The organism is Mycoplasmopsis equigenitalium, assembly GCF_024498255.1.
GTDB lineage: Bacteria > Bacillota_I > Bacilli_A > Mycoplasmatales > Metamycoplasmataceae > Mycoplasma_H > Mycoplasma_H equigenitalium.
In genome coordinates, this window is sequence record NZ_CP101808.1 from 648,555 (window position 1) to 673,813 (window position 25,259).

Consider the following 25,259-nt stretch of genomic DNA (forward strand, 5'->3'; position numbering starts at 1 on the left):
CTTTACGCTCACGACACTATTATCTGAATAAATAAAAAAGCAGGTTATTGCCTACTTTTTTATTTTATTTAATATTGTCTAGAAATCATTTTGTAATAATGTTGGGACGAGTAATCATTGAACCAACAGTTACACAATTAGCGCCAATAGCGAACGCTTTTTTAACGTCGTTTGGTGAATTAAAGCCACCTTCAGCGACAATATATTTGTTGTATTTTTTATTAAGTTTAACAACATCTTTTAAAAATTGCATCTCGTTATCTAAATTACTAATACCACTTGTTTCTTTTGTGTAACCACGAAGTGTGGTGCCAATTAAATCGAAACCAAGTTCAAAAGCATTAGCAACATCTTCATAATCTGAACAGTCGGCCATTAATAATTGATGTTCTTTTTTATTTTTTTTAAATCATGCTACCAATTCTGCAAGTGATTCTTTTGGGCGTTGACGAAGGGTTGCATCAATTGCAATTATTGGCGCGTTATTTAAAGTTAAAAATTCTAATTCCTTAAGCGTGGGGGTAATAACAACGTCAGAATTTTCATAATGTTTTTTAATCAAACAAATCAGAGGGAGATCTTTGGGAACTAATTCTAAAACAGGCTTAAGGTTTTCTTCTTGGCTAATTCTAATCCCTTTAGCACCACCGGCAAGGGCGGCTTTAACAAGACAAGGAACAACACCCTTGCCATACATTGGCTCGTGTTCGGTAGCCTGACACGAAACCATAAATAATTTATTTGGTAGTTTCATTATCTTTAATTATATTAATTTCGTCGGCAATAATTGTTGCTTTTCCGCCAAAAATAATTTGCACACTAAGACCTTTTTGAATAAGTCCAAATGAACCAAATTCAACAAAATCTTCTGGTTTTAGTTCAATATTGTCAACTAGTTCAAGACGAAGTCTTGTTGCGCAAGCTGAAACAGATTTTAAGTTATTAATGCCACCAAGTTTTTCAATAATACCTAAAATATCTTTATCGCTTGCTTTGTTTTTACCTTGTTTAAGTTCATTAAATTGTGTTTTTGTAAGAAGGCCTAAATTGTTACCTAAACGACCTGGTGTTGCAATTTTTCCTTTGACAATTCAGAAGTAGAAAATCACAAATGAAAGTACACCAAGTAAAATTGCTCATACAAATGCTCAGTAGAATGCCGTTCCTTTGGCTACAGGAATTGCACCATAAATAATAAGATCAATAAATCCACGGGCAAAACCAACACCGACATGGGCTTGCGATCATGACATCAATGCATAAGCAAGGCCACTAAATGGTACATAAACTACATAGTAAAGAGCAGGACTTACAAACAAAAATGTAAATTCAAGTGGCTCAGTAATACCAGTTAAAAAGGCAACTAACATCGCGCTACCAACAGTATATGCTACAGTTTTACGGTTTTGTTTTTCTGCAGCAAGAATAATCGCAAGTCCAATACCCATACATGCTCCAAGATAGGTTGGGTAGTCTTGAGTAAAGCGACCAGCATTAATACCTAGTTTATGATCAAAGAACTGAAATAGTTTCATTCCTTCCATTGTGTTAGTTGCCATTCCGTTAATCATATTTCAGATGTTTTGGTCACCAACAACTTGTGTATTACCATTGGTAAAGTTGCTAATTGCCAATTTGATATCAGCTGCACTTTGAGCAGTAATTTTACCCGCTGCAAGTGCTGCATCAACTTGGTCATATGAAATAACTCCACCAAACTCAGTTTGGAAAGCCATAATAATTGGAATGTGGTGTAAACCAAATGGCATTAATGCTCTACCAAATGTTCCGTAAATTAAACCATCAAGTCCCCGTGGTGATTTTTGAAGTAATGTTCCTACTTCATAAATTCCACGACCTACAAGTGGTCAAACTAGTAAGAAAACAAGTGCAACTGCGAAAGCAATTGGCACAAGGACAATTGGTACTAATCTAATTCCTGAAAAGAAACTAATACTTTGTGGCAATTGTAATTTTGAAAAATAATTAAAGGTGTATGCTGTAACAATCCCGATCACTAATCCACCAAAAATACTGGTGTTTAAACTTGTGATACCTAGGTTTTTAACAACAACACCACCAACTACTTTTTGGAATCAGAGTACCGAAGTGGCATTACCGCTTACAGCATCAAATTGAATAAATGCAAATTGTGATGCATTAAATACTAAGTAGGCTATAACGGCGGCAAAACCCGCTCCTCCTCGGTCATTCGAAAATGTAATAGCAACAGCAATAGCAAAAAGGATAGGAAGGTTGGCAAAGACAACCTCACTCATTCCTTTGAAAATGTTGGCAAAAATTGTTCCAGTCTCAGTGTGAACATTAGCGCCAATAGCACCACCAATCCCTAGTAATAACCCAGCGATTGGTAAGATGGCAATCGGCAACATTAAACCACGAGATAGTTTTTGGAATCAACCTTTAACAATCCCTTTTTTGCTATTTGATTTTTGTTCAATAGCTTTTTCCATTTTACCTTTCTTAAAATAAAATATATTCGAGCAAATACCTGCTCACTTTTATTTTAAGTAAGTAACATATATATCTATAGATTTAGCAAAAAATTTTACAATGATAATAGTTCTATGTGAAAAAATTTAACTATTATTTCAGTCATCAATTACCTTAGTTTGGTTTTCTTTAATTTCGGAAATGTTCAAGATATTAATAATTTTAAAAAGTAGTAAATCAAGAATATATTGTTGAACTACTTTGCTACTTAAGGCATTAATACGGTTCTTTTGTTCAAGTGTGTGATGTAATAACACGTTTTTATATTTACCAGCTAGAGCACGATTAGCAGTGATAATTAAATAATCAAATTGATTAGCTTCTAGTAAATCTAAAAGGTAGCGAAACTCTTTTGTTTTTCCACTCTTTGAAACAAGAATTACTAACGGCTTTTCTGGTTTTGAAATATAGTAACCAATTGAAAGTAAAAAGGTGTGAAAATCAGGATCATAGAGTGGAGTAATTGCTAGTTTTTGTAAACTAAGTGCAAACTCACGACAGGCTATTAAACTTGAACCTATTCCAAACAAAATTACCTTACGCATTTTAGCTATCTTTGTTACTGCTTCATCAATTTTCTTTCTATCCAAAGTATTAGCGGTATTTTGGATGGCATTAATATAATAAAATGCAACTTTATAGGCGAGATCACTATCTCACTTGCTTAAATTAATTTCATTAAGGTATTTATGACGAATAAAAAACTGCATTTGTTTAAAAGACTCAAAATTAAGTTTTTTATGCAAACGTGAAAATAACGCAGTTGAAACATTACTGCGATTTGAACATTTTTCAATCGAATTTGTTGAATAAAACTCTAAATCTTCGTTAATATGTTTAACTAACATTTTCTCTGTATCTGTGAGTTTTGCTAGTTCATCTTTAAATAACTCCATAATCAAATTATAACCTTATACAAACAAAACCTATGATATAATAATTGCAACATGAATACACAAAACATTACTTATTTTTTAGACACATTTATGGGGCATCAGATTGCTCCCGAAAATGAGACTGCTGTAAAAGTTAGATTGATAATTTTTTCGATCTTTGCACTTCTTACCATATTTTTTGGTACTTTTGCCGCAATAATTCGACACAAAACTCGAGTTGGTTTTGAGGAAAGTAAGATATTCAATAAGACAACACTAATTATTTGCATTTTCCTAACAATTGCTTGTGCCGTAATAGGAGTATCATCGTTTTTTAGCGTACTGGGATTGGTAGAATAAAAAACACACAACTAAAGTGTGTTTTTTTAACAAAACATTTTATTGAGAAAACCTTGTTTTAAGTTTTTAAGCGCTTCGCACTTACGTTGATTAAGAATTAGGTATTTATCGAGATTAAAAAAGAATTTTCCAATTTTTTCTTGTTCGTTAAAAGATGGATAGTTTGTCTCAAAATTAAGAACATTTTCTACTGATAAATTTGTCTGTTTTGCTCCATCATCAAATGATAAAAAATAAGGATTCCTGTTCATAATCAAACTTAAAAAATAAGAATTTATTTTCTCATACGGAGTTATGCCGGCTACTTGCTGATTCATGGTAAACGTATTATTTCTTTCTATTAAAAAAGTTCTTGCTAAAGCTTTACCGTTTGGAACATCACTTAGCACGAATGCTATATCACCCTTTAATAATGGTTCGTTTTGTTCATCTGTTTTTTTAATAACACTTCCGTTAGTTGATACAAATTTGGAATTAACCACAATATATTTTCCATTTGAATCAATATTATTTTCATAAGCCTTGCCATTTCTATATGAGGCTACAAATTTTAATAATTGAAGAATCCACTTATCATCAAAACATTTAAACCGTATTTTCGGAATCGATGCACCTAAATTTGGAAGCATTTTTGAGAGTAATCCTTATTTTAAATTTTTAAGTATTTCACACTTACGCTAAAAGCAAGCGAACAATTGAAAGACATTTTAGTATTCTGCAAAAATAAAATGTTATTTCGCGAATCGGTTCTAAGAAAAATAGGTTTTGATGTGTTAACAATTAGCTTATTATTTTGTTTCAATTTTAAAACCTTGATATTTCTCTTTCTAATGCTAATATATAATTAAACTATGGTTAAAACAAACGAATTAACAATTCTAAAATCACGTTTTATTGCTTATCGCTACGATATCAAAAACAAGGAAGATATCAAGCCTATTATTAATAATTTATGAAACGAACACAAAAAAGCGCGACACATTGTTTACGCTTATGTTGTTGGTGAAAGCAACTCTCAAAATGCTGGCTATGACGAAAATAAAGAACCTAACGGAACTGCTGCTAAACCAATATTAAATTTAATGCTGATGAAAAAACTAACTAACACCTTAATTGTGGTAGTTAGATATTTTGGTGGCAGCAAATTAGGTACTAGTCGCCTTTTACGAACATACTTAACCTGTGCCAAACCTTTAATTTAATATTGTAATGTTTCCAGTAAATATTGGACGCATTAAAAATATATATAATTTGTGTAATTATAATTATTTTTATACAAGGAGAAAAATGAAAAAATCAACAATCTTAATCGTAATTGATGGATTAGGACTTCGTAAAGAATCGCAAGGTAATGGTTTTAAGCTTGCAAAAACCCCAACCTTTGATCGCTTATTCAAAGAATATCCTAATTCTGTTATCCAAGCAAGTGGGGAATATGTTGGCTTACCAGCGGACCAAATGGGAAATAGTGAAGTAGGACACTTAACCATTGGTGCTGGACAAGTTGTTTACACAGGGCTTTCGCTTATTAATGAGGCAGTGCGTAGTGGTAAATTTAAAAATAACAAAAGCTTTTTAAAAGTTTTTAAAAATGTCAAAGATAAAAACACCACTCTTCACCTAATGGGATTGCTTAGTCCAGGTGGAGTTCACTCACTCGAAAATCACTTATTCGAATTATTAGACGCCGCTCACGAAAATGGCGTTAAAAAAGTTAGTGTCCACGTTTTTGGAGATGGCCGTGATGTTGCACCTAAATCAATTAAGCCATCTTTAGAAAAACTTGATGCTATTTGTAAAAAATATGGATATGAAATCGCTACAATCGGTGGTCGTTTCTATTCTATGGATCGTGACAAAATGTTTGACCGTAACGAGGTTGCTTACAAAGCAATTCTTGGTAAAGGTGAAAAAACATTCGACGATATCTTCAAATATCTTGAAGCACAATACAAAGACGGAATCTTTGATGAGTTCATTGTTCCAGCAATGAATTCAAAATGCAAGAACTTTGTAAAAGACAATGATAGTATTATCTTCTTTAACTTTAGACCAGACCGTGCGCGCCAACTTTCGCATATGTTAATTGGTAGCAAATTATACGACTACGTTCCAAGTACAAAAGTAAAAGTAAAAGATTTTATTTCAATGATGAAATACGAAGGAATTGATTGTGAAATCGCCTTTAATGAAATGATAATCAATATGCCAATTGGTCGTGTACTTGAAAAAGCGGGTAAATCACAACTTCGTCTTGCTGAAACTCAAAAATATGCACACGTAACTTACTTTATGGATGGTGGAAATGACATTGAACTTAAAAATTCGCACCGGATTATGGTACCATCACTTAAAGTTGAATCATACGCTGATGCGCCACATATGTCAGCAAAAGAAATCACTGATGAGTTGTTAACGAATGCTCTTAAATATGATGTAACAATTATGAACTTCGCTAACCCAGATATGGTTGGTCACACCGGAAACCTCAAATCAACAATTGAAGCAGTTAGTTTCCTTGATACTCAAATTAAAAGAATTTGAGATTGAGCTGAACAAAACAATGTTGCTGTCTTTATTACCGCAGACCACGGTAACGCCGAAATAACAGAAGACGCTGATGGTAAACCAGCAACCAAACATACATCAAGCCCAGTTATGTTAATTAGCAATGATAAATCACTTAAATTAAAAGATGGTTCGCTTGCAAACATTGCGCCAACTGTTCTAGATTACATTGGCATTCCTAAACCAAAAGAAATGACAAAAGATTCATTAATTGTTAAAAAATAAGTCACATATAGTGGCTTTTTTATTAAACAATAAATTAGTTTTTTCAACAAAAAATAAAGAAAAAATGTTGATTTTGTCAGCATTTTCGTAACTAAAAAAGCAAGTATAAAACCTGCTTTTTTTAACTTAATAAAAGTTTGATTTCTTGCTCGTAAATTGGACCAGTTTCAGTTCATGGTGTTTCTAAAATGATTGGAATATTATCAAACTCGGGGTGATGAACTAATTCTTTTAAAATATCTGTTCCAATAAAACCTTGTCCTATGTTTGCGTGTCGATCTTTGTGTGAATTTATGTCATTTTTAGAATCATTAAGGTGCACAACTTTTATATATTCTAGTATTCCCTTTGTCTTTAACTCATCTATAAAACGATCAAGATTTTTGATATTATAACCCGCATCCCATACATGACAAGTATCAAGACAAATACCTAAACGTTCATTATTTACTTTGTTGATTACATATAATAATTCATCATAATTTCTACCTACTTCAGTACCTTTACCAGACATTGTCTCAAGCAAAATATGCACATCTTTAGTTTTTGAAAAAATATAATTAAGATTTGTTACTAACGTATCTAGACAAACCTTAACTTCAAAACTAGTAAAAGCACCTGGGTGTAGTACCAAATACTTGCAACCAATATAATTCATTCGATTAATTTCCTTAATCAAAAAATCACGAGCAAAAACTGTTTTCTCAGGATTAGAAGGATTAACGATATAAGGGGCATGAACCACAATATCCTTAACATCAATCATCTTGCCAAACGCAGTTAAATATTCATCCAACTTATACTTTTCAACAGGAACACGAATCGTGCTTTGAGGAGGACCTAAATAAATCATCATTGTATTAGCGTTGTTTTTTTTACTCTCAAGCCCTGAACCATATAAATAATCAGGTGATTTAAAAGGAATATGAGAACCTAATTTAATCATTATTATTCCACATTTTCAATATCATCGATTCGTTGTTGGTGACGTCCACCTTCATAACTAGTTTTCATAAATTCTTCAATCATTTTAATCGCTTTACGAACACCAGTTTGACGACCACCAAAAACCAACACATTAGCATTATTGTGAAGTTTTGCTAAATTTGCATCTTCTACGGAAGTTACGCGAGCAGCACGAATATTTTTATGACGATTTAAAGCATAACTAATTCCTAAACCTGTTCCGCACATTCCAATTGCTAAATCTGGTTTGTGTTCTAAGACATAGTTCGCTAATTTATGTCCTTGCTCTGCGTATGATGCAGTTACACCTGGCTCAGCACCTAAATCTATGACTTCACAATTATTCTTTTTAAAATATTTAACTAACTTAGTTTTAAGCTCGCTAGCGCCATGATCATTTGAAATTACTACTTTCATCTTGTACTTTTACTCCTTTTTTCATAAAATAATTTTTTTTAATTGATTTTTATATTATAAAACACTATTTATTAGTATGGAAATAAAAAAGCAAAACGATTTACAAGACTGTGGTCTTGTGGTGCTACAAGCACTTTATAAAAAATTATTTCATCACTGGCTCAATTTGAACGAACTAAAAATTCAAGTTGAGTATGGCAAAAACGGAATAAATTTATACTCTTTAACAAATTTAGCTAAAAAATACGGCATCTCACTAAAATCTATGGAGGGAGATTTTGAATCATTTGCCGAACTCGAGATACGCAAACCAATTATTACAATCATCCGCGCAAAAAGCGACTTTCATTACGTAATAGTTTATAAGAAAGATAAAAATTATTTTTATATCGCGGATCCATTAAAAGGCAAATATAAAATAAAACAAGGCGAATTCAAAAATCAATTTTTAAGAGTTGTAATTTTTGTAGACAAAATTAAAAGACCTAAGAAAACAAAACTAATCGATGCCAAAATGAGCAGTATTTTTGAACATACAAAAATTTTTCCGCTTTATGTGTTTTCATTACTAATGGTGTTAATTGTTAACATTGTTCTAAATGGAATGATGAAGATAATTATTGATTTTTTTATTACTAATCAAAACAATAACTTACTAAAATGATGCTTAATATTATTTGCTGGTCTAATTATTTTTCACTTGTTCAATAAATTTATGTACAACATTTTACTGATTAAATTAGATCAGAAAATTTATTTTTCAATTTGAAAAGACCTTACTAACAAATTAGTTAACGCTAGAACAAAATATATCAACAAACTAACAAAATATGACTATTTAAGGCGGTATGGATTAATAGCAGAAATATCTTCATTTCAGGCTCGTTATTTATTCACCTTAATCTACCAAATTATTGTCTTTTTATTTTCGGTATCAGTAATGTTATATTTAAGTTTTTATTTAAGTATTATTGCAATTGTGTCAGCATTTAGCATGTTTATCATTTCATATATTTTTAAAGATATCAAACTCAAAAAATACAATATTTTACTTGAATCATTATTAGAAAACAACAACAAAAATATAGATTTTATTTTTAACATAAATTCAATAAAAATCAACAATTTATTCTTGAAAAACGATTGAAAGTGTTCACAAAAAGATGTAATTAATAAACAAAATACCTTACTGTTTTTACAAGAAAAACACGAAATTATTAATTTGATTATCGGAATGTTGGCGCCACTTCTTATTGTTTATTTTGCGATAGGCAAAATTCAAAATAACACAATGAGTGTTGGTTCGATGATTATGTTCATTAGTATGTTTAATTATCTAAGCGATTCTAGTTCATATTTCGCTAATTTTATGACTGGAATTAACCAGTATAAAGTCAATGTTGATTTAGTAAATTACATCCTTAATTTTGAGGATGAAAAACTCAATGAAAAGGGAATGAATTTAACTCAAATAAAAAGCGTTGCGCTAAAAAATTTGAGTTTTGAATACGAAACAGATAAACCAATTTTTGAAATCAAAAAGTTTAATACAAATAATTCTTTTAGCATCTCTGGTAAAAACGGAAGCGGCAAAACTACGCTTCTAAACGTTCTTGCCAACAATGCTGAATATAAAGGAAGTTTAGAAATTAATGGAATTCAACTCAACCAATTTAACAAACAGCAATATCGAGCTCAAACATACATCAATCTTAATAACGAAATTCTGCCTTCATGTCAAATCATTAACTACGTAACACAATTTGATGAAGAAGCAAAAAATGAATTACTAAGTAATATTCAAAAATATGATTTATATTTAATTCTTAATGATTTCAAAATTGATATCAACAACTTTATCAAAACCAATGGAGAGAATTTATCCACCGGACAAAAAAGTGTAATAAAGCTTTTAAAATTATTTGCTAAAAAATATCATTTAATCTTATTAGATGAAGCGTTTGAAAATATAAACACAAAAAGCAAAAATGATTTATATAAAGCAATTAAAAGTTACCAAAATGAAGCATTTTTTGTTGAAATAAGTCATCAAAATAACAAAATTATTTCCGAGGGGGAGGTGCTTAACATTGTCACAAACACAAAAAACTAAATACCTAGTTTTACTTTTCTTGCTTATTATTATTGGCTGCGCCATCATCCTTTACTTTGTACTTAATTTTAAGGTTCAAAAAACTTTAGAAGTCAAATTACAAGCACAGGACCAAGAATTATTTACCTACATTACAAAGGAACAACGCGAGCATATTCACTTAACCAACAAGTTATTTATTAAAAATAATGGATATATGAGTGAACTAAAAATTAAAGAAATTATTTATGAAGAAGAACAATTCAAAATCATTTTTGATATTAAGATTGACAACATTATTAAAAATAATTTTTTAGACAAAAGAGCATTTTTTATTTTAAAACAACAAAAAATACTCGATATACTGATTGCGACTTAATCGCGCGTTTTCAATTATTTAACTTATAATTTAATAATGAAAAATGAAGAAATCGAGATAAATGTTTCTAATAACGTAGATGCGAGTGAGGTTTTCGAAACTGATTTACAGACAATAACAACACTTTTTCGTGAATATTTCAACCTAAAAAACAAAATTGTTGTTGATGTAATCATCGAAACACCTGAAGAAATTCATCGCTTAAATAAAGCATATCGCCAAGTTGATAAAACCACTGATGTTTTATCATTTGGATTAGATGCTTTAGATTTGTACAAAAATCTTGATATTTTACCACTTGGCGAAGTTTACCTTAACTACGACCAGGTGCAAAAACAAGCAATTGAATACAATCACTCTTTAAGACGCGAATTTTGCTACTTATATCTTCATTCACTACTTCATCTTTACGGATATGACCATATCGAAGAAGATGAAGCAAAAGAAATGAATGCAATTGCAGAAACAATTATGTCTCGAGCGGGAATTGAAAGGGCTTAATATGAGCGAAAACTACAAGGAAGTAAAAGAACTTTTAAAAAAATCGTATGCACCATTTTCACACTTTAATGTAGCAACAATCATTATTGAAAAAAATGGTAAAAAACATTACGGCGTTAATGTTGAGTGCGCTGCATACCCAAGCGGTTTGTGTGCAGAACGCAACGCAATTTTTAGTGGAGTAACTAATGGTTTAAAACCATACAATATCAAGGAGATGCACTTAATCAGCTCTAAGAATGACACAGTCATTAACTCGTGTGGCGGATGCTTACAAGTTATGAACGAATTCTTAGACAACGAGGCGAAAATCTATAGCTACTCGTTTGATGGCAAACAAACGCGAGTAACAACAATTAGAGAAAATATGCCATTCGTAGTAAGTACAGAATTATTTGACTAATGAAAGTATGTTTTGTATCAATTATCGGTCGTCCAAACGTCGGTAAATCCACTCTACTAAACAATATTATTGGTTTCGAAGCCGCCATCACCACACCAGTCGCGCAAACCACAAGAAACCAAATACAAGGTATCTACAACGAAGATGACTATCAAATTGTTTTTTGTGATACACCGGGAATTCACAAGCCACTAAACAAACTAGGAGAATCGTTAAATAAACAAGCCTTTAGTAGTCTTGAAGATATTGATGTAGTATTGTTTTTAACACCTATAAATGAATCGATAAGTCGTGGTGATGAATTTATTATTGACAAAATTAAAAAGGTTAAAAACAAAGTAGCAATTATTTCCAAAACCGACATTGATACAACCCCTGAAGAATACACGAAAAAAGTTAAACAATTGCAAGAATTAGGTTTTGAAGAAATTTGACCATATAATTCAAAAAATCAAGATAATTCAACAAAAATCATTGAAAACTTAAAAAAATACACTTATGAATCGGCACCTTTTTATGACACTGATCAAATTACTAATCAACCAACTAGATTTATTGTTGCTGAAGCAATCAGAAAATTTATAAATGAAAATTTATATAATGAATTACCACATTCAGTATGTGTCGAAATTACTAACTTTATCGAATATGAAGACAAATCATCGCCATGAGAAATCGAAGCAGTAATTTACTGTAAACGCGAATCGCAAAAAGGTATTATCATCGGTAAGAATGCAACGATGCTCAAGAAAATTGGCTACTCAGCGCGAATGTATTTACAAGATTTACTAAACCAAAAAATCAAGTTATTTCTTAATGTTAAAGTTAATAAAAACTGACCTAATAATGAGGCGCAACTCAAAAAATGAGGATATTAAAAACATCACGATTTGTGATGTTTTTTTAAATTAAAATTAATTCGAAAATGTATTCTTTATTTTTTGCAACACCAACAACTTTAACCGTAAATATATCTTTGTAAGTATATCTTGTTGCTCGTGTAATTCGTTGTTCATCTACCCGAGCTTTTAGTCAATCAATAAAACTAATATTCTCACTTTCATCTTCCGCTAATTCAATTTCTAACTCAATTGATTTAGCAACTTCGCGAATTGGCGTACTTGGTTTGATTTGGAAACGATCAATCGATAATTCGGTTATATCTTCTTCTTCGTCAAACTCGTCATAGATTTCTCCAACAAGTTCTTCAAGAATATCTTCAATAGTAATAAGACCAAGAGTTTCTGTACTTGAATTATTTTTAACCACGAATCCCATTTGTGACTTATCTTGTCTCATTTTATCTAACGCACTTGAAAGCGTACTATTACTTGAAATTAAAGGCACAGTTTTAATGTATTGCATTACATTATCGGTTTGTTTTGCATCGAAAATATCTTTTAAGTGAATAATACCCACAAATTGTTCATCTTTCAAAATTGGAACTCTTGAAAAATATGTTTCTTTCATTAATTCTTTGGCTTGTTTAATGGTTGCATCGTATGGTAAGTAATCAATGTCTTGCAACTTAACATAATGTTTAGAAACTTTTTGGCTATCTAAATCAAGTGCGTTGTTTGCAATAATTGCTTCGTCTTTATCAAGCACACCTTCTTTAGCAGCAATATCGAGGGTATGTTTAAGCTCATTTTCTGTATTTGTAACTAAAGCCTTACGTGAAATTTTTGATAGTAAAAATGTAAAAGGTCAAAAGACTCAGAATCAAACTTCAATGAAGAAACAAACAATTTTTAAGTAGCCAAATGGGTGTGCTTTGGCAACAATTTTCGGAGTAATTTCTCCAAAAATCACAATAATAGGAGTTAAGATTGCTGTTGAAATTACAGCGTTCATCCCATCATTAGCAATGGTTCTGGATAAAATCAACGAAATTAAAGTTGAAGCAGCAATATTTACAATATTATTACCAATCAAAATTGTTGATAAAAGCATATTAAATTTATTAATATGTTTCTTAATTAATCTTGAGCCCGCAACATTCGCCTTAATTTTGGCTTGTAGTTGTCCTGGGTTCATTGAACTATAGGCCATTTCAGCCCCACTAAAAATCGCTGATAAAACGATTAAAATAAATAAAACAATAGAATAAATAATTATCTCGGTCGGTCGCATTTCTTTCTTTCTTTATGTTATATTGTAATTATATAAAATTACTTAATTAAAATTCATCATTATCATCAGAGGTTATATTAGCACCAGTTCCTGCACTATAACCTTGGAAAGTGTTTGTACTACGCATAAAACTTAATGAAATTTTACCTGTAGGTCCATTCCGGTGTTTTGCAATGATAACATCCATTTTGTCAATTTTGTTTGGATTGTAGGTTTGTTCTTCATCCGCCTCTTCACCTCTGTCACCACGTTTTTTTCTTGAAGAGTAGTAGGCATCTGAGTGAAGGAAAATAACGATGTCGGCATCTTGTTCAATCCCTCCAGATTCACGAAGGTCACTAAGAATAGGTGTTTTGTTTTCTCTTTTTTCAAGTTCACGCGACAACTGGCTAAGCGCAATAATTGGAACATCAAGTTCTCTTGCTAACTGTTTAAGTGTCCGTGAAATTATATTAATTTCATTTTGACGATTACCTACACTTTGTGCTTTGTCTACCGTTAAAAGTTGTAAATAGTCAATAACAACAAGATCAAGTCTTTGTAATTTATTAAGACGTCTTAGTTTTCAAGCCAAGTCTGTAATTGTGTTGGTTGATGAGTCATCAATAAATAAATTAAGTTTTGAAAGATACTCTTTAGCAAGTTCGAGACTAGCCATATCTTGTTGCCCGTTCCGTTTAACGCTTTTTTCAATTAAGTTTGGTAATTTTAAAACTTCGATCGGCACTTGTGATTTGATTGCATAAAATCTTTCAATAAGTTGACGCGAAGGCATCTCGAGTGAGAAAAGCGCTACTCGAGTTTTGATATTTTTATCACTTGTAGAAATTGGTGTTTTGATCAATTCTTCGATTTGTGTTTCATCAAAAAGCTCGTCATCACCTGCCGCTTTTTCACGCGCTTTAGCATTTCGGCTGTTAGTGCTTAATGCATTCAATGTTAAATTTAATGCAAAGGCGGTTTTACCCATCGAAGGACGGGCCCCAATAATAATAAGATCACCTTTTTGAAAACCATTTGTCATTGTATCAAGCGCACGGAAATTACTTGGTACCCCAGTTAGTTCATCTGTATCATTATTTTTACGAACTTGAAAGTCTGCTCAAAATTCTTCGTTAAGTTCTGCTAAACGACGAAAATCACCAGTCGCGCCACTTCTTGTAATTTCAAGAACTCTTTTTTCGATTTCACTTAGAAGTGTATCTTTATCAAGAGCAGTTTCATCCTTTTTAAGTAAGTCAACAATATATGAAAGTGAATTTTCAATTTCTCTAATTTCAGAAAGGTTGCTAAGTCTACGAACAAGGTTGTCGGTTTGGGTTGAGTATCCAGCAAATGACGAAAGCTTATTAAGTAAATCGTAGTTAATTAAATCGGTAACATTTTGTTTTTGCGCTTCATCAATAATTTCGATTGCAGAAATCGATTTAATATCTGATTGTTGCGAAAGATTAATAATAATGCTATATAAGAGTCTTAAATCTTCGTAGTAGAAATCTTTAGGGCGAAGGTAACTAGCAACGTTTGTAATCGAGTCTGGGTTATTTAAAATAATCCCCAATAAACTTTCTTCTGAGGGGCGAGATTGATATTTTGATGATGAATTAGTATCATCGTTTTTAGGCTTATCCATCTTTGGTTCTTCGCCTAAAAAATGAGCATCGATATCGATGTTATTATCTGCTTGATCGTTATTGTTATTTTGATTGTCTACCATGTGATTTTACCTCGATTGTTATCTTTGCAAAAATATCCTTATATAAATTAATTTTAATATCATGCAATCCCAATGTTTTAATGTTATGTATTTCAATCTGTGCTTTTTTGATTTCAAAACCTAAATTTTGCAAGTCTTGTAAAAGATGTTTTGAACTAACGCTACCGTGAACATTTAAGTTCCCGTTAGCATCAATATTAGTCTCTAATTCATAAACAAATTTTGCCTTTTCTTCAATGTTTTTCTTTAATTCTGTTGCGTTTTCACGATTTTTTGTTTCATTTTCATTAAGGTCTTGTAACTTGTGTTTTAAGATTTTTTCAGTTGTTGGATTATAGGCAACTGCGAACTTGTTTTTAATCAAAAAATTAGTTGCATATCCATTGCTTACCTCAATTACTTGGTTTGCTTTGCCGTCTTTACAATCTTTAATTAATATTACTTTCATTGCTCTCCTTACTTAATTTCCTTATCGCTCGCTATTGCTTGACGAATATTATTTAAGAATACTTCTAAATCTTCATTTGTTGTTACAGCGGCCGAATTGAAGTGTCCTCCACCACCTAATGCTTCAGCAATAATTTGAATATTTTTATCAACGCTACGAATTGATAATTTGTATTGTTTGTCATCGATTTTACCAACAACAAATGATGCCTTACGGCCAAACACTTTAAGAATTTCATCAGCAGCAATACTAATTGTATCTGATGGCATCACTTGGTCTAAATACGCTAAGAAATAACCTGGTCTAACTTCTTCAAGATTATCCATAATTTTGCGAATAATAACTTCGTTTTCTTCAGTATGTTTCATATACTCGCTAGAAATAATTGTTTGCGCTCCATTCTTTTCTAAATACGACGAAGCGTCAAAAGTTTTTGAAGACGTTGCTTTTCTAAACTTATTAGTGTCGGTATAAATTCCATTGAGCAACAACTGTGCAATTTTAACATCCATATCTTTTTCTTGAACAAGGAAACGATACATATCAGTCACAATTTCTGATGCACTTGATGCATATGGATCGATGAAAGCGTTAAGTGAATTAAGATAATTTAATGTAGTACTTACACGGTGGTGATCAATTACAAAAATGTTTTCAAAATTAACTTTTTTAAAGAAATCATCATTTTCAGTACGTAATGGATCATTAACATCGGTCATTAAAATTACTGAATTTCGATCCATCATTTCGTGTGCTTTATTTGGTGAAATAAGGTTATCAAGTAGCGCTTCACCTTGCATTGCCTTCAACATATTTTCAGAAGTCTTGTCATATGTTTTACCAATAATGTAAGCCTTTTTATTAAAAATATTAGTCGCAATGTATCAAAGACCAAACGCACTACCTAGCGCATCAAGGTCAGAAATCTTATGACCATAAATAAACACATCACTCACACTTTTTTTCTCAAGCGTTTCTTTTAAACGGGTTGAAATTAATTTAACTTTTGTCCGCGAAGTATCAACAACGATTTCAGTTTGAGAACCAAAGTAAAGATTTGGTTGATTGTTTTTTACAACCGTTACTTGATTACCTCCCCGGTTTTGAGTAAGTTGTAAGGCATGGTTTGCCATTTCTAATAACTCTGATAAATTATGGAATAATGACGCGATACCAATTGATAATGTCAGTTGAATATTTTTAAGATTTTTATCAACGTTGTATTGCAATTCTTCAAGAAATTTAAATTGGTTCTCAATCATTTTATTGAGCGAATCTTCGTAAGTAATAATAATATATTTACCATCCGCATATTGACGATAAAGAAAGTTGAATTCCTTTGACATCGTTTCTAAAAATTTTGTTGCCGACGCTTTCATAAAGAAGATTTGCTCTTCATTAAGTAATGAACGGTAGTATTGGAAGTTGTCGATTTCTACTTCACCAATAACAATTCTTTGGTCGTAATAAAACTTAACAAGATTTGATTCCTTTGAAATATCTTTAATGATAATCATATTTTTACGCGGAATCAACATAATATCAAGCGAGTAATTATTGATTTCTTTGTAATATGTATTAGCCGTTTTTGAAAAATCTAGAAAATCAAAAAGCTCGTTAATTTTTTTACCCATACTTGTTTTTCGTAAAACATTCCGAATAAAATCTGATTCATAAATAATTCGTTTTTTATAATCAAAAATAATGATTCCTAACCCTGCATCTGAAAGCTCGTGGTCAATATAATGATTAAGCGCATTATTTTTGTAATAGTCACGATTATACTTTTTGATTAAAAAGATAAAACCAACTAAAACAAAAACAACATCCGTAATCAAAAAGATTCATAAAAACACAAGTACTGAACTTGTAATTGATTCTACCTTATAGGCTTCAAGGCCAACAGCCACTGCTGTTGCCATTAAGGTAACTAAAAGTACTGAAATCGAAGCCGTAAGTGTTCATAATAATCATTTCTTCATAATTAATTTAATTATATATTCTACTAATATAAATATAATAAAAAAACTCACCATTTAGCGGTGAGTTAATTTTATCTTTTAATACGTTCTTCAGTGAATGGTAATAAAGCCATAAAACGAGCTCTCTTAATTGCTGTTGCTACTAATCTTTGTTTTTTGGTAGGAACACCAGTTAATTTTGCAGGTAAAATTTTACCGTGGCTGTTAACTAATTTCTTGAGTAAGTCAACATCTTTATAATCAATATATGTTTGTGAAACTTTTAATGGTGAGAAACGATTACGGGGCGCATTTTTAGCACTAGTTCTTTTTTGAAAAGCCATTTATTCCTTAATTCAAATCATCTGTGTCTAATTGAATATTGTCAAATTCATCACTTAATGAATCTGCGGTTAGTTCATTATAGTCATAATCTTTTTTAAAGCTTGGGTTAGGATCAACATTAGTCGATTTAAATGATTGCGTATATTCTCTTCCTACTTTTTGAAGACGAGCTTCAATAACTGAACGAGGTTCAAGAATTTTGATATTATCAACAGTAATATCGGTTGTGTACACAGTTTGGTTATTCCCTTTAGTATAACTGCCGGTTGTAATTCAACCATCAATCGCTACAAGTGTTCCTTTTGGAACATATTTAGTAATAAAGGTTGCTGTGTTATTTCAGCACACAAGTGGTAAGTAATCAGTTTGAGGTGTAGTTGATTTTTCTCTTTCCACCGCTATTGTTACTCTTGCTACCGACATTTTATCGCTAAGTTGATTAAAGCGAGGATCATCTGTGAGACGACCAATTAAAAATACTTTATTCATTATGACTCCTTCTTAATTCAATTATTTTTCTTGTGCTTGTTTAGTTTCTTCAACTTTTTTATCAACTGTTTTTTGAACAGCTTTTTGTATGCGTTCTAATTTTTCGTTTCTTTCAGCACGTCTTTGTGCCATTTTAGCTTCAAAAGCATCACGTCTTTCTTGTTCGCGAGCTTCAGCTCATTTTTCATATTTTGACTTAGGTTTTTTGGTCAAACCTTTTTCATTGTCAAGATTGATTACAAGATATCTTCAAATAGTTTTTAAGATATTTGCTTTACGACGAAATTCTTTAACTTCATCACCAGATGCACTAACATGAACTAGAATGTATTGCGCAGTTGTTGATTTGTTGATTTCATATGCCAATTCAGTAATTGGTAATTTTTCAACTTTTTCAGCAGGCTTTGCAAATACTTCTTTAATTAACGATGACACAACCATTTGATCTTGTTTTGGGTCAAGCATTAATAAAATTTCATATTTAGCCATTTGTCTCCTTTTGGTCTCTGGGCATACTTGCCAAGGAATATACTTCAACTTAACAATATCAAAATATATTCTTCATTATTATATATATAAAATATATTATTTACTTAATTTTTTAAAGTTTAGTTTTAGTTACACAATATGAAACAATTTTAATAGTGTGTAAGAAGGGCGGATTTAATAATATATTATTAAAATTTTTTGCCTCTGAAAAACCATAAAAATTTTTTGCTTATTTTGCTAATTTCGTAATATATTTAATGCATGGAAAATAATAAAACTCTTGTGATTGTCGAGTCACCGAACAAAATTAAAGCAATTGAAAAATATCTTAAAAATCATGGCGTTAACTGCGAAGTTGAAGCAACTGTTGGTCATATCGCTATTTTGCCAACTACGGGTAAAGATCGATTGGGAATTGATTTAGAAAATTGAGTTCCTTTATATAAAATCGACCCTGCTAAACGCAAGGTTGTTGCTAATTTAAGAGCAAAAGCGAAACAAGCAAACACTGTTGTAATCGCGACCGACCACGACCGTGAAGGTGAAGCAATTGCTGATAATCTTGTCGAATATTTAAAAATTGAGGATAAGTACGTTAGAATTGTCTTCAATGAAATTACCGAGCAAGCAATCATCGAGGCTTATAAAAACCCGGGCAAAATTGATGAACAACTTGTTAATGCTCAAAAAACAAGAAGAATGCTTGATCGTATTTTAGGATTTAAATTATCCACACTAATGCGGCGTAATATTAAAAATAGCACCGTTAACCCAAGTGCGGGTCGCGTACAATCAATTGCTCTTAAATTAATCGTTGATCGTGAAAATGAAATCAAAGCGTTTATTCCAGTTGTTTACTTTAATATTGTTGCCAACTTTAAAGATGGCAACAGTGCTAAATACTTTGACCCAAATTCAAAACAAGAAAGTAAAGACTGAATTATGGGTAATGATTTAGAAAAAATCCTTAATGATTTACATGGTCCATTAAAAGTTATTAATACCGAAACGAAAGTAAAATCAGATGATCGTATCGTACCACTTAAACAAGCGACCCTTTACAAGAAAATGTCTTACTCATCAGGGGTGGTACAATCATCAGCACAACGTCTTTATGAAGGATACAATGATGATGGTGGTTTAATTTCGTACCCTAGAACAGACTCGACAAGATACAGCGCGACATTTATCCAAAGTGCTCGTAATTACATCACTAAAAAATATGGTGAAGACTACCTTCTAGATGAAATTAAAGGGGCAAAAGCTGGTGACCAAGACGCTCACGAAGCAATACGTCCAACTAATTTAAATTTAACACCGCAATTAGCAAAAGAAAAATACAATCTTTCGACACAAGACTACAATGTTTACAACTTCATATACAAAACAACAATGCAATCATTAATGAAGCCTTCAAAACGCGAAATTACTAGCTACACTTATGAAAATAATGGTCACTTATTCAGAAACAATTCATCAAAAATTGTTTTCGACGGTTACTTAGTAATTGAAGAAGAAAAAGAAACAAAAAGCAAAGAATTTCAGTATAAACTCAACGATTTTGTTGAAGTTAAAAAATATGTTGATTCTAAACACGAGACCAAACCTCCTGCTCGTTATACTGAAGGATCTTTAATTAGTATGCTTGATGAAATCAAAGTTGGTCGGCCAAGTACATTCGCCTCAACAATTAAAATTGTTAAAGATCGTGAGTACGCAATCAAAGAGGGTTCATCACTTGTTCCAACCGAATTTGGTATTACTGTTTTAGAACAATTAATTAAGCATTTCCCAAAAATGATTAATGAAACATATACCGCTTATGTTGAAGAAGAGTTAGATAGAATCGCTCTCGAAAACAAACCAGTTCAAGTCGTAATGGATGACTTTAACGATGAATTTAATGATGCTTTAGAAAATGCGACAAAAACAATTCAACCAACTTTTTTAATACCTAAAATTTTAGATGAAAAATGTCCCGAAGATGGTGGAGAACTAATCGAAAGAAAAAGCCGTTTTGGGAAAAAATTTATTGGTTGCAATAACTTTCCTGCTTGCAAATATACAAAATCTGTAGGTAACGGAAAATTCTACAAGCGAAAATTTAAAACTATCGAATAAACGCAGATGTCTGCGTTTTTTTGTTTGTTTTACAAATGTAGCAGTTTAGCAGCCGAGTGCTAAATATGATATAATACAACTATGTCAGACAAAATTGAAAAAAACATATTAGATGAAAAAATACAGTCTTATTTAAAACTAATTGTTGAAATGTACATATCAACGGGTGAACCAGTTTCCAGTGGTAACTTGCTTGAACAATATAATCTAGATGTTTCAAGTGCGACAATTCGAAACGCAATGGCAAAACTCGAAAGTATGGATTTTCTTGTTAAGGAACATATTTCAAGCGGAAGAATCCCAACCGTAAAAGGGTTCGAATACTATGGTAGATATCTAAGTGAAGATAACGATACTAATGTCCAAAGCAAAATTGAAGACATTTTTGCCAAGCGAAGATTATCAATTGATCAAACACTTGATGAAGCGCTTAAAAAAATTAGTGAAGCATATCACTTAACAATTGTTACTTCAAAAGATAACTCTTCGGAATTGCTAAAATCGATTCAATTGATTCCTATCTCTGAACGACAAGGAACAATAATTATTGTTAGCTCATTTGGTAATGTGTGGTCAAAATTAATCGATATTACTAGCAACCAAAACATTGATGATGTCAAAATTGCTATTAGATTATTTAAAGAAAGACTTGTTGATACACCACTTATTGAGTTAGCGGAAAGATCAAAACAATTAGCGCCAATCTTTAGCAAAATTGTAAAAAACTACGAAACACTACTTAAAAATTTTGTTGAAAATGTTTTCCAATTTGCTCAAAGAAATATCAACACAGTTTATAACAAGAGTAACATCATTTTATCAAGAGACATTTCCAGAGAAGACCTTAATAATTTAATTGAAACAATCGAAAATAACTCGATTTGAAAAACAATAGAAAATAAAACTGAAGACGATAAGAATATTAAAATTGAAATTCGTGGGGACAGCACTCTAATCTCTAGAAGACTAGAAAACGATTCACAAATTAAAGAAATTAGTGTTGTGGGATCAAAACGTATTGATTACAACGCGGCAAAAACTACCCTCAATACTATTGGTTCAATTCTTGAATCAGAAAATAAAAATAAAGGAGAAAAATAATGATTAAAAAAACGATTGCTACACCAGAAAAAGACATTACAAAAGAAACAACACTTAAGCAAGAGGCAGAACTTAAAAAATCTCCTAGTTCAATTACTGGACCAGTAAAAGCAAAAGTTCAAATTGTTAAAAAAGACGATACATTAGAAAAAGAATTAAAAGAAATAATTAAGACTAAAAACCAAGAAATTAACGAATTAAAAACTAGCCTACGTAAGTCACAAAACAGTGAACAAAAATTACAAAAAGATCTACAAAGATCAACAGAAAACATTGAAAATGTTAATCTTTTACTTTCTAAATTTAAAGGCGAAAATAGCGAATTAATTAAAAAAGATAAAGAAACTAAAAAAGAATTTGAAAAACAAACAAAAGACATTAAAACACAACATAAAAAAGAAATAGATTCATTACGGAAAGAAAACGTTGATTTACTCAAAAAAAATCAAAGTCTTGATTCGCAATGAATGAATGAGCGGAAAGATTTAGTTGAAAAAACCACGAAGAAAATTGCCGACTTAGAGCAACGCAACTTTGAATTAACAAATAAAAATAAAGAACTAACAAAAAACTACGATAAAGAAATTAAAACTCTTAGCGATAATAGCAAAAAAGAAATCACAGCTCTTAAAAAAGATATTCAAACTTTAGAAAAAACTAATCAAAAAGTTACTAAAGAACTTGATAATGAGCGTACCGCTAAGATAAATAAAATCGATGCAAAAGTCGCTGCGTTAGAAAAAGAAAAACACACTATTGAAGTTCGTGCCGAAAACGAAAAACAAGAATACGAAAAGACAATTAGAGAGTTAACCAAAAAAACAGACAAAGAAATCACCACTTTAAAAGAAAATAAAAACAACCTGGAAAAATCAGTCCTAAAACTCGAACAAGATGCTAAAAAATTCAAAAATTTAGCACAAGTTAACGAGGAAAAATATTTAAAAGAAAAGAAAACCGCTGGTGCATTAAGTGTTGAACGCGTTGCATTCAATGTTAAAGAAATTGAAAGCAAACAAAAACTTGATGAGTCAGAAAGCCGTAACGAAGAATTGACCAATCAGTTGAAATCTCTTACCCAAGAACTAAACTCTACCAAAACAAGAAGTGTTGCCACCGAAAAAGAACTAGAACATATCAAAGAAGAAAATATAGCCCTTAATAAAGACTTACGAAAAGTTGAAGACGAGTTAAGTCTTTCTATCTCGGAAAATAACGCATTAAAAGAATCGCATAAAACGACACTTAATATTGAAAAACAATTTAGTGGCGATTCAAACACACAGATGTTAAAAAATCAACTTAAAACATCACTAATTGAAACCCAAAACTTAAAAAGAAATCAAGAACTTATCAAACGAAAATTTGATCAAGCAGAAAATGAAAATTCAAATTTGAAAACAATAAACAATAATTTACAAAACCAACTTAACATTTTAAAAAACAAACACGAAGTACTTATTAATAAAAGTCAAGAAATACGCGATAGCGCAAACCGTGAATTAGAACAAGTAAAACAAAAACACAGCCAAGAAGTGGCGCGTCTTAATCAAAGTATTAGAAATTACGAAACTGAAGCAGCAGAAAATAGTCGTTTACTCGAAGAAGCAGAACTGCGAATTGAAGCACTTGGTGATGAAATAAACGACTTAGTCGTTGATAAAACAAGTTTAGAAAAAATTAACAAAGATTTAAATCTACAATTTGAAAATCTAAAAATCTCGTCCCACAACGAACTTACAAACCAAGCAAATATTTTGAACCAAAAAATTAGTGACCTTTTACAAACTCAAGCAAAATTAGATGAGGCATTACGAATTTCCCAAGTCCAATTTGAACAAGAAGCCTTTCAACACAACACATTAAAACAAGAAGCAAAAGAACTAATTGCCAACATCCAAAAACTTGAATTAGAACGTGAGAAACTAATTAAATACATTGAAAATGATTTAGAAAAACAAATCGAATCATTAAATGAAAAGAATGATAAATTAAGTTTTGAAAACACAAATATGAAACGTGAAATCGATGACTTAAAAGCGAAACTATTCGATCATATTTCTATAATTAACAAACTTAAAACTCACAACGAAGAGTTATTAAGAATTGAACTAAACTTAAAAGAAGAAAGTAACAAAATTAAAGACGAACTTAATATTTCGTTAGATAAAATTCGTCAATTCAAACAACAAAATACTGAATTGTTCGAGTCAAATCAAAAGTTAATTACCAATTCGAAACAAGTTGAAATGGAACGTGAAAATTACAAAAAACAAGTTGAATTTGAAAGAACGGAAATCGCTAAATTTCAAGAAAAACTCAACGATTCATACTCAAAAATTGACAATTACGACAACGAAAATAAAGAGCTTAAGGTTCAACTTTCTTCTTTACAAAACAAAGTTAATGAAGACAATGTATTAATTAGTGATTTACAAGAACAAAACGAAGAACTTTTCTCAGCAAATGACGCATTCGAAACCCAAAACAAAGCATTTAAAGCTAGTTTGAATGCTAATGAAAAATTAATTTCCGACCTACAAGTAAAATTAAATGAAGCGGAAACAAAAGCAAAAAACGCTGCTCCCGACGAGAAAACCGATTCACTTATTAATGACCTTAAATTACAAATTGATACACTTAACAAACAACTAAGCGAAAAGGATCGACAAATTGTTGAAAAAGCCAAAGAATTGTCAGAAAAGAATTCGGAAGAATTCAAGAAAATTCGCCAAACCCAAGATGAGCTACTTGCTACTGAATTAGCAAATGTTAAAAAGTTTGGTAACCAATCATTCTTTGAAAAAATGCTACCTTTATTCATTAACTTCAACCTTGCACTTAAAGCGGGACTTGAACACGAAAACAATATCGTAAAAAGTTTTGCTAAAGGATTTGACATGGTTAAAAATCAAATGATTGATGGTTTTAGACACGGAGGCGTTAACGAAATCAAAATTGAAATCGGTAGCGAATTCGACCCCGAAACATCAATTGTTGTAGAAACTGAACCTGGCAAAAAAGATAACCTTATTACTAAAGTTATTAGTCCTGGTTATAGATTACACGATCGTGTTATTATTCCTGTTAAAGTTGCTATATCTAAAAAAGGATAAAAAAAATAAAGCGCACACATCATATGCGCTTTTATTTTT

At 31.2% G+C, this 25,259-nt stretch carries 24 protein-coding genes; 11 read left to right on the top strand and 13 right to left on the bottom strand.

The window, feature by feature from the left end:
- Window positions 1–64: 64 nt before the first annotated feature.
- From NPA09_RS02925 to NPA09_RS02935, 3 genes are all read right to left on the bottom strand, one after another.
- Window positions 65–754 (bottom strand): N-acetylmannosamine-6-phosphate 2-epimerase, encoded by a 690-nt coding sequence (locus tag NPA09_RS02925; RefSeq protein ID WP_129723016.1) that lies wholly within the window; start codon window positions 752–754, stop codon window positions 65–67.
- On the bottom strand, window positions 738–2,474 hold the full coding sequence (locus NPA09_RS02930; RefSeq protein ID WP_129723014.1) for a PTS transporter subunit EIIC: 1,737 nt from the start codon (window positions 2,472–2,474) through the stop codon (window positions 738–740). The genes NPA09_RS02925 and NPA09_RS02930 overlap by 17 nt, the downstream gene beginning before the upstream one ends.
- 126 nt (window positions 2,475–2,600) lie before the next feature.
- A complete protein-coding gene (locus tag NPA09_RS02935; protein ID WP_129723012.1) occupies window positions 2,601–3,410 on the bottom strand; it encodes a MurR/RpiR family transcriptional regulator in 810 nt (269 codons plus the stop codon).
- A gap of 51 nt (window positions 3,411–3,461) precedes the next feature.
- On the opposite strand from NPA09_RS02935, the gene NPA09_RS02940 reads away from it, so the two are divergent.
- A complete protein-coding gene (locus NPA09_RS02940; RefSeq protein ID WP_129723010.1) occupies window positions 3,462–3,749 on the top strand; it encodes a hypothetical protein in 288 nt (95 codons plus the stop codon).
- A 26-nt stretch (window positions 3,750–3,775) separates the two neighbouring features.
- Here NPA09_RS02940 and NPA09_RS02945 read toward each other — a convergent pair whose 3' ends face one another.
- On the bottom strand, window positions 3,776–4,378 hold the full coding sequence (locus NPA09_RS02945) for a restriction endonuclease subunit S (protein ID WP_129723008.1): 603 nt from the start codon (window positions 4,376–4,378) through the stop codon (window positions 3,776–3,778).
- Between the two features lie 222 nt (window positions 4,379–4,600).
- Between NPA09_RS02945 and NPA09_RS02950 the strand changes: the two genes are divergently transcribed.
- Both NPA09_RS02950 and gpmI read left to right on the top strand, forming a co-directional pair.
- Window positions 4,601–4,951: a YigZ family protein gene (locus NPA09_RS02950; RefSeq protein ID WP_129723006.1), complete on the top strand. Its 351-nt coding sequence runs from the start codon at window positions 4,601–4,603 to the stop codon at window positions 4,949–4,951.
- Window positions 4,952–5,036: 85 nt separating this feature from the next.
- Window positions 5,037–6,542 carry a 2,3-bisphosphoglycerate-independent phosphoglycerate mutase gene (gene gpmI, locus NPA09_RS02955; RefSeq protein ID WP_129723004.1) on the top strand — a complete coding sequence of 502 codons (1,506 nt, stop codon included), beginning with the start codon at window positions 5,037–5,039 and terminating at the stop codon, window positions 6,540–6,542.
- Window positions 6,543–6,663: 121 nt separating this feature from the next.
- Here the strand turns inward: gpmI and NPA09_RS02960 are convergent, their stop codons facing one another.
- Window positions 6,664–7,488, bottom strand: a complete 825-nt coding sequence (locus tag NPA09_RS02960; protein ID WP_129723002.1) for a deoxyribonuclease IV — start codon at window positions 7,486–7,488, stop codon at window positions 6,664–6,666.
- 2 nt (window positions 7,489–7,490) lie between these two features.
- Window positions 7,491–7,925: an RpiB/LacA/LacB family sugar-phosphate isomerase gene (locus NPA09_RS02965; RefSeq protein ID WP_129723000.1), complete on the bottom strand. Its 435-nt coding sequence runs from the start codon at window positions 7,923–7,925 to the stop codon at window positions 7,491–7,493.
- Window positions 7,926–8,001: 76 nt separating this feature from the next.
- On the opposite strand from NPA09_RS02965, the gene NPA09_RS02970 reads away from it, so the two are divergent.
- The 5 genes from NPA09_RS02970 to era are packed head-to-tail and all read left to right on the top strand — an operon-like array spanning window position 8,002 to window position 12,178.
- Window positions 8,002–10,038 carry an Mbov_0121 family peptidase domain-containing ABC transporter gene (locus tag NPA09_RS02970; protein ID WP_129722998.1) on the top strand — a complete coding sequence of 679 codons (2,037 nt, stop codon included), beginning with the start codon at window positions 8,002–8,004 and terminating at the stop codon, window positions 10,036–10,038.
- The gene (locus NPA09_RS02975; RefSeq protein ID WP_129722996.1) at window positions 10,016–10,396 is read left to right on the top strand and encodes an MAG1140 family protein; all 381 of its coding nucleotides are present in this window, start codon (window positions 10,016–10,018) and stop codon (window positions 10,394–10,396) included. Before NPA09_RS02970 ends, NPA09_RS02975 begins: the two co-directional genes overlap by 23 nt.
- Before the next feature lie 36 nt (window positions 10,397–10,432).
- On the top strand, window positions 10,433–10,897 hold the full coding sequence (gene ybeY, locus NPA09_RS02980) for an rRNA maturation RNase YbeY (protein ID WP_129722994.1): 465 nt from the start codon (window positions 10,433–10,435) through the stop codon (window positions 10,895–10,897).
- 1 nt (window position 10,898) lies between these two features.
- The gene (locus NPA09_RS02985; RefSeq protein ID WP_129722992.1) at window positions 10,899–11,300 is read left to right on the top strand and encodes a cytidine deaminase; all 402 of its coding nucleotides are present in this window, start codon (window positions 10,899–10,901) and stop codon (window positions 11,298–11,300) included.
- Complete coding sequence (era, locus tag NPA09_RS02990; protein ID WP_129722990.1) at window positions 11,300–12,178, top strand: GTPase Era; 879 nt, start codon at window positions 11,300–11,302, stop codon at window positions 12,176–12,178. The genes NPA09_RS02985 and era overlap by 1 nt, the downstream gene beginning before the upstream one ends.
- Before the next feature lie 25 nt (window positions 12,179–12,203).
- On the opposite strand, the gene NPA09_RS02995 is transcribed toward era, so the two are convergent.
- From NPA09_RS02995 to rpsF, 7 genes are all read right to left on the bottom strand, one after another.
- On the bottom strand, window positions 12,204–13,433 hold the full coding sequence (locus NPA09_RS02995; protein WP_129722988.1) for a hemolysin family protein: 1,230 nt from the start codon (window positions 13,431–13,433) through the stop codon (window positions 12,204–12,206).
- A 46-nt stretch (window positions 13,434–13,479) separates the two neighbouring features.
- Complete coding sequence (gene dnaB, locus NPA09_RS03000) at window positions 13,480–15,150, bottom strand: replicative DNA helicase (protein ID WP_129722986.1); 1,671 nt, start codon at window positions 15,148–15,150, stop codon at window positions 13,480–13,482.
- Window positions 15,131–15,598: a 50S ribosomal protein L9 gene (rplI, locus tag NPA09_RS03005; protein WP_129722984.1), complete on the bottom strand. Its 468-nt coding sequence runs from the start codon at window positions 15,596–15,598 to the stop codon at window positions 15,131–15,133. Before rplI ends, dnaB begins: the two co-directional genes overlap by 20 nt.
- Before the next feature lie 8 nt (window positions 15,599–15,606).
- Window positions 15,607–17,580 (bottom strand): GGDEF domain-containing protein, encoded by a 1,974-nt coding sequence (locus NPA09_RS03010; RefSeq protein ID WP_165036278.1) that lies wholly within the window; start codon window positions 17,578–17,580, stop codon window positions 15,607–15,609.
- Window positions 17,581–17,651: 71 nt separating this feature from the next.
- Window positions 17,652–17,903, bottom strand: a complete 252-nt coding sequence (gene rpsR / locus NPA09_RS03015) for a 30S ribosomal protein S18 (RefSeq protein WP_129722980.1) — start codon at window positions 17,901–17,903, stop codon at window positions 17,652–17,654.
- 7 nt (window positions 17,904–17,910) lie between these two features.
- Entirely contained in the window at window positions 17,911–18,393 is a 483-nt protein-coding gene (locus NPA09_RS03020) for a single-stranded DNA-binding protein (RefSeq protein WP_129722978.1), read from the bottom strand.
- A 21-nt stretch (window positions 18,394–18,414) separates the two neighbouring features.
- Window positions 18,415–18,882, bottom strand: coding sequence for a 30S ribosomal protein S6 (gene rpsF, locus NPA09_RS03025; protein WP_129722976.1), 468 nt, complete (start codon window positions 18,880–18,882; stop codon window positions 18,415–18,417).
- 261 nt (window positions 18,883–19,143) lie between these two features.
- On the opposite strand from rpsF, the gene topA reads away from it, so the two are divergent.
- The 3 genes from topA (at window position 19,144) to grpE (ending at window position 25,220) form a co-directional block, all read left to right on the top strand.
- Window positions 19,144–21,003 (top strand): type I DNA topoisomerase, encoded by a 1,860-nt coding sequence (gene topA / locus NPA09_RS03030; protein ID WP_129722974.1) that lies wholly within the window; start codon window positions 19,144–19,146, stop codon window positions 21,001–21,003.
- 81 nt (window positions 21,004–21,084) lie between these two features.
- A complete protein-coding gene (gene hrcA, locus NPA09_RS03035; RefSeq protein WP_129722972.1) occupies window positions 21,085–22,104 on the top strand; it encodes a heat-inducible transcriptional repressor HrcA in 1,020 nt (339 codons plus the stop codon).
- On the top strand, window positions 22,104–25,220 hold the full coding sequence (grpE, locus tag NPA09_RS03040) for a nucleotide exchange factor GrpE (RefSeq protein ID WP_129722970.1): 3,117 nt from the start codon (window positions 22,104–22,106) through the stop codon (window positions 25,218–25,220). The genes hrcA and grpE overlap by 1 nt, the downstream gene beginning before the upstream one ends.
- The last annotated feature ends 39 nt before the right edge of the window (window positions 25,221–25,259 follow it).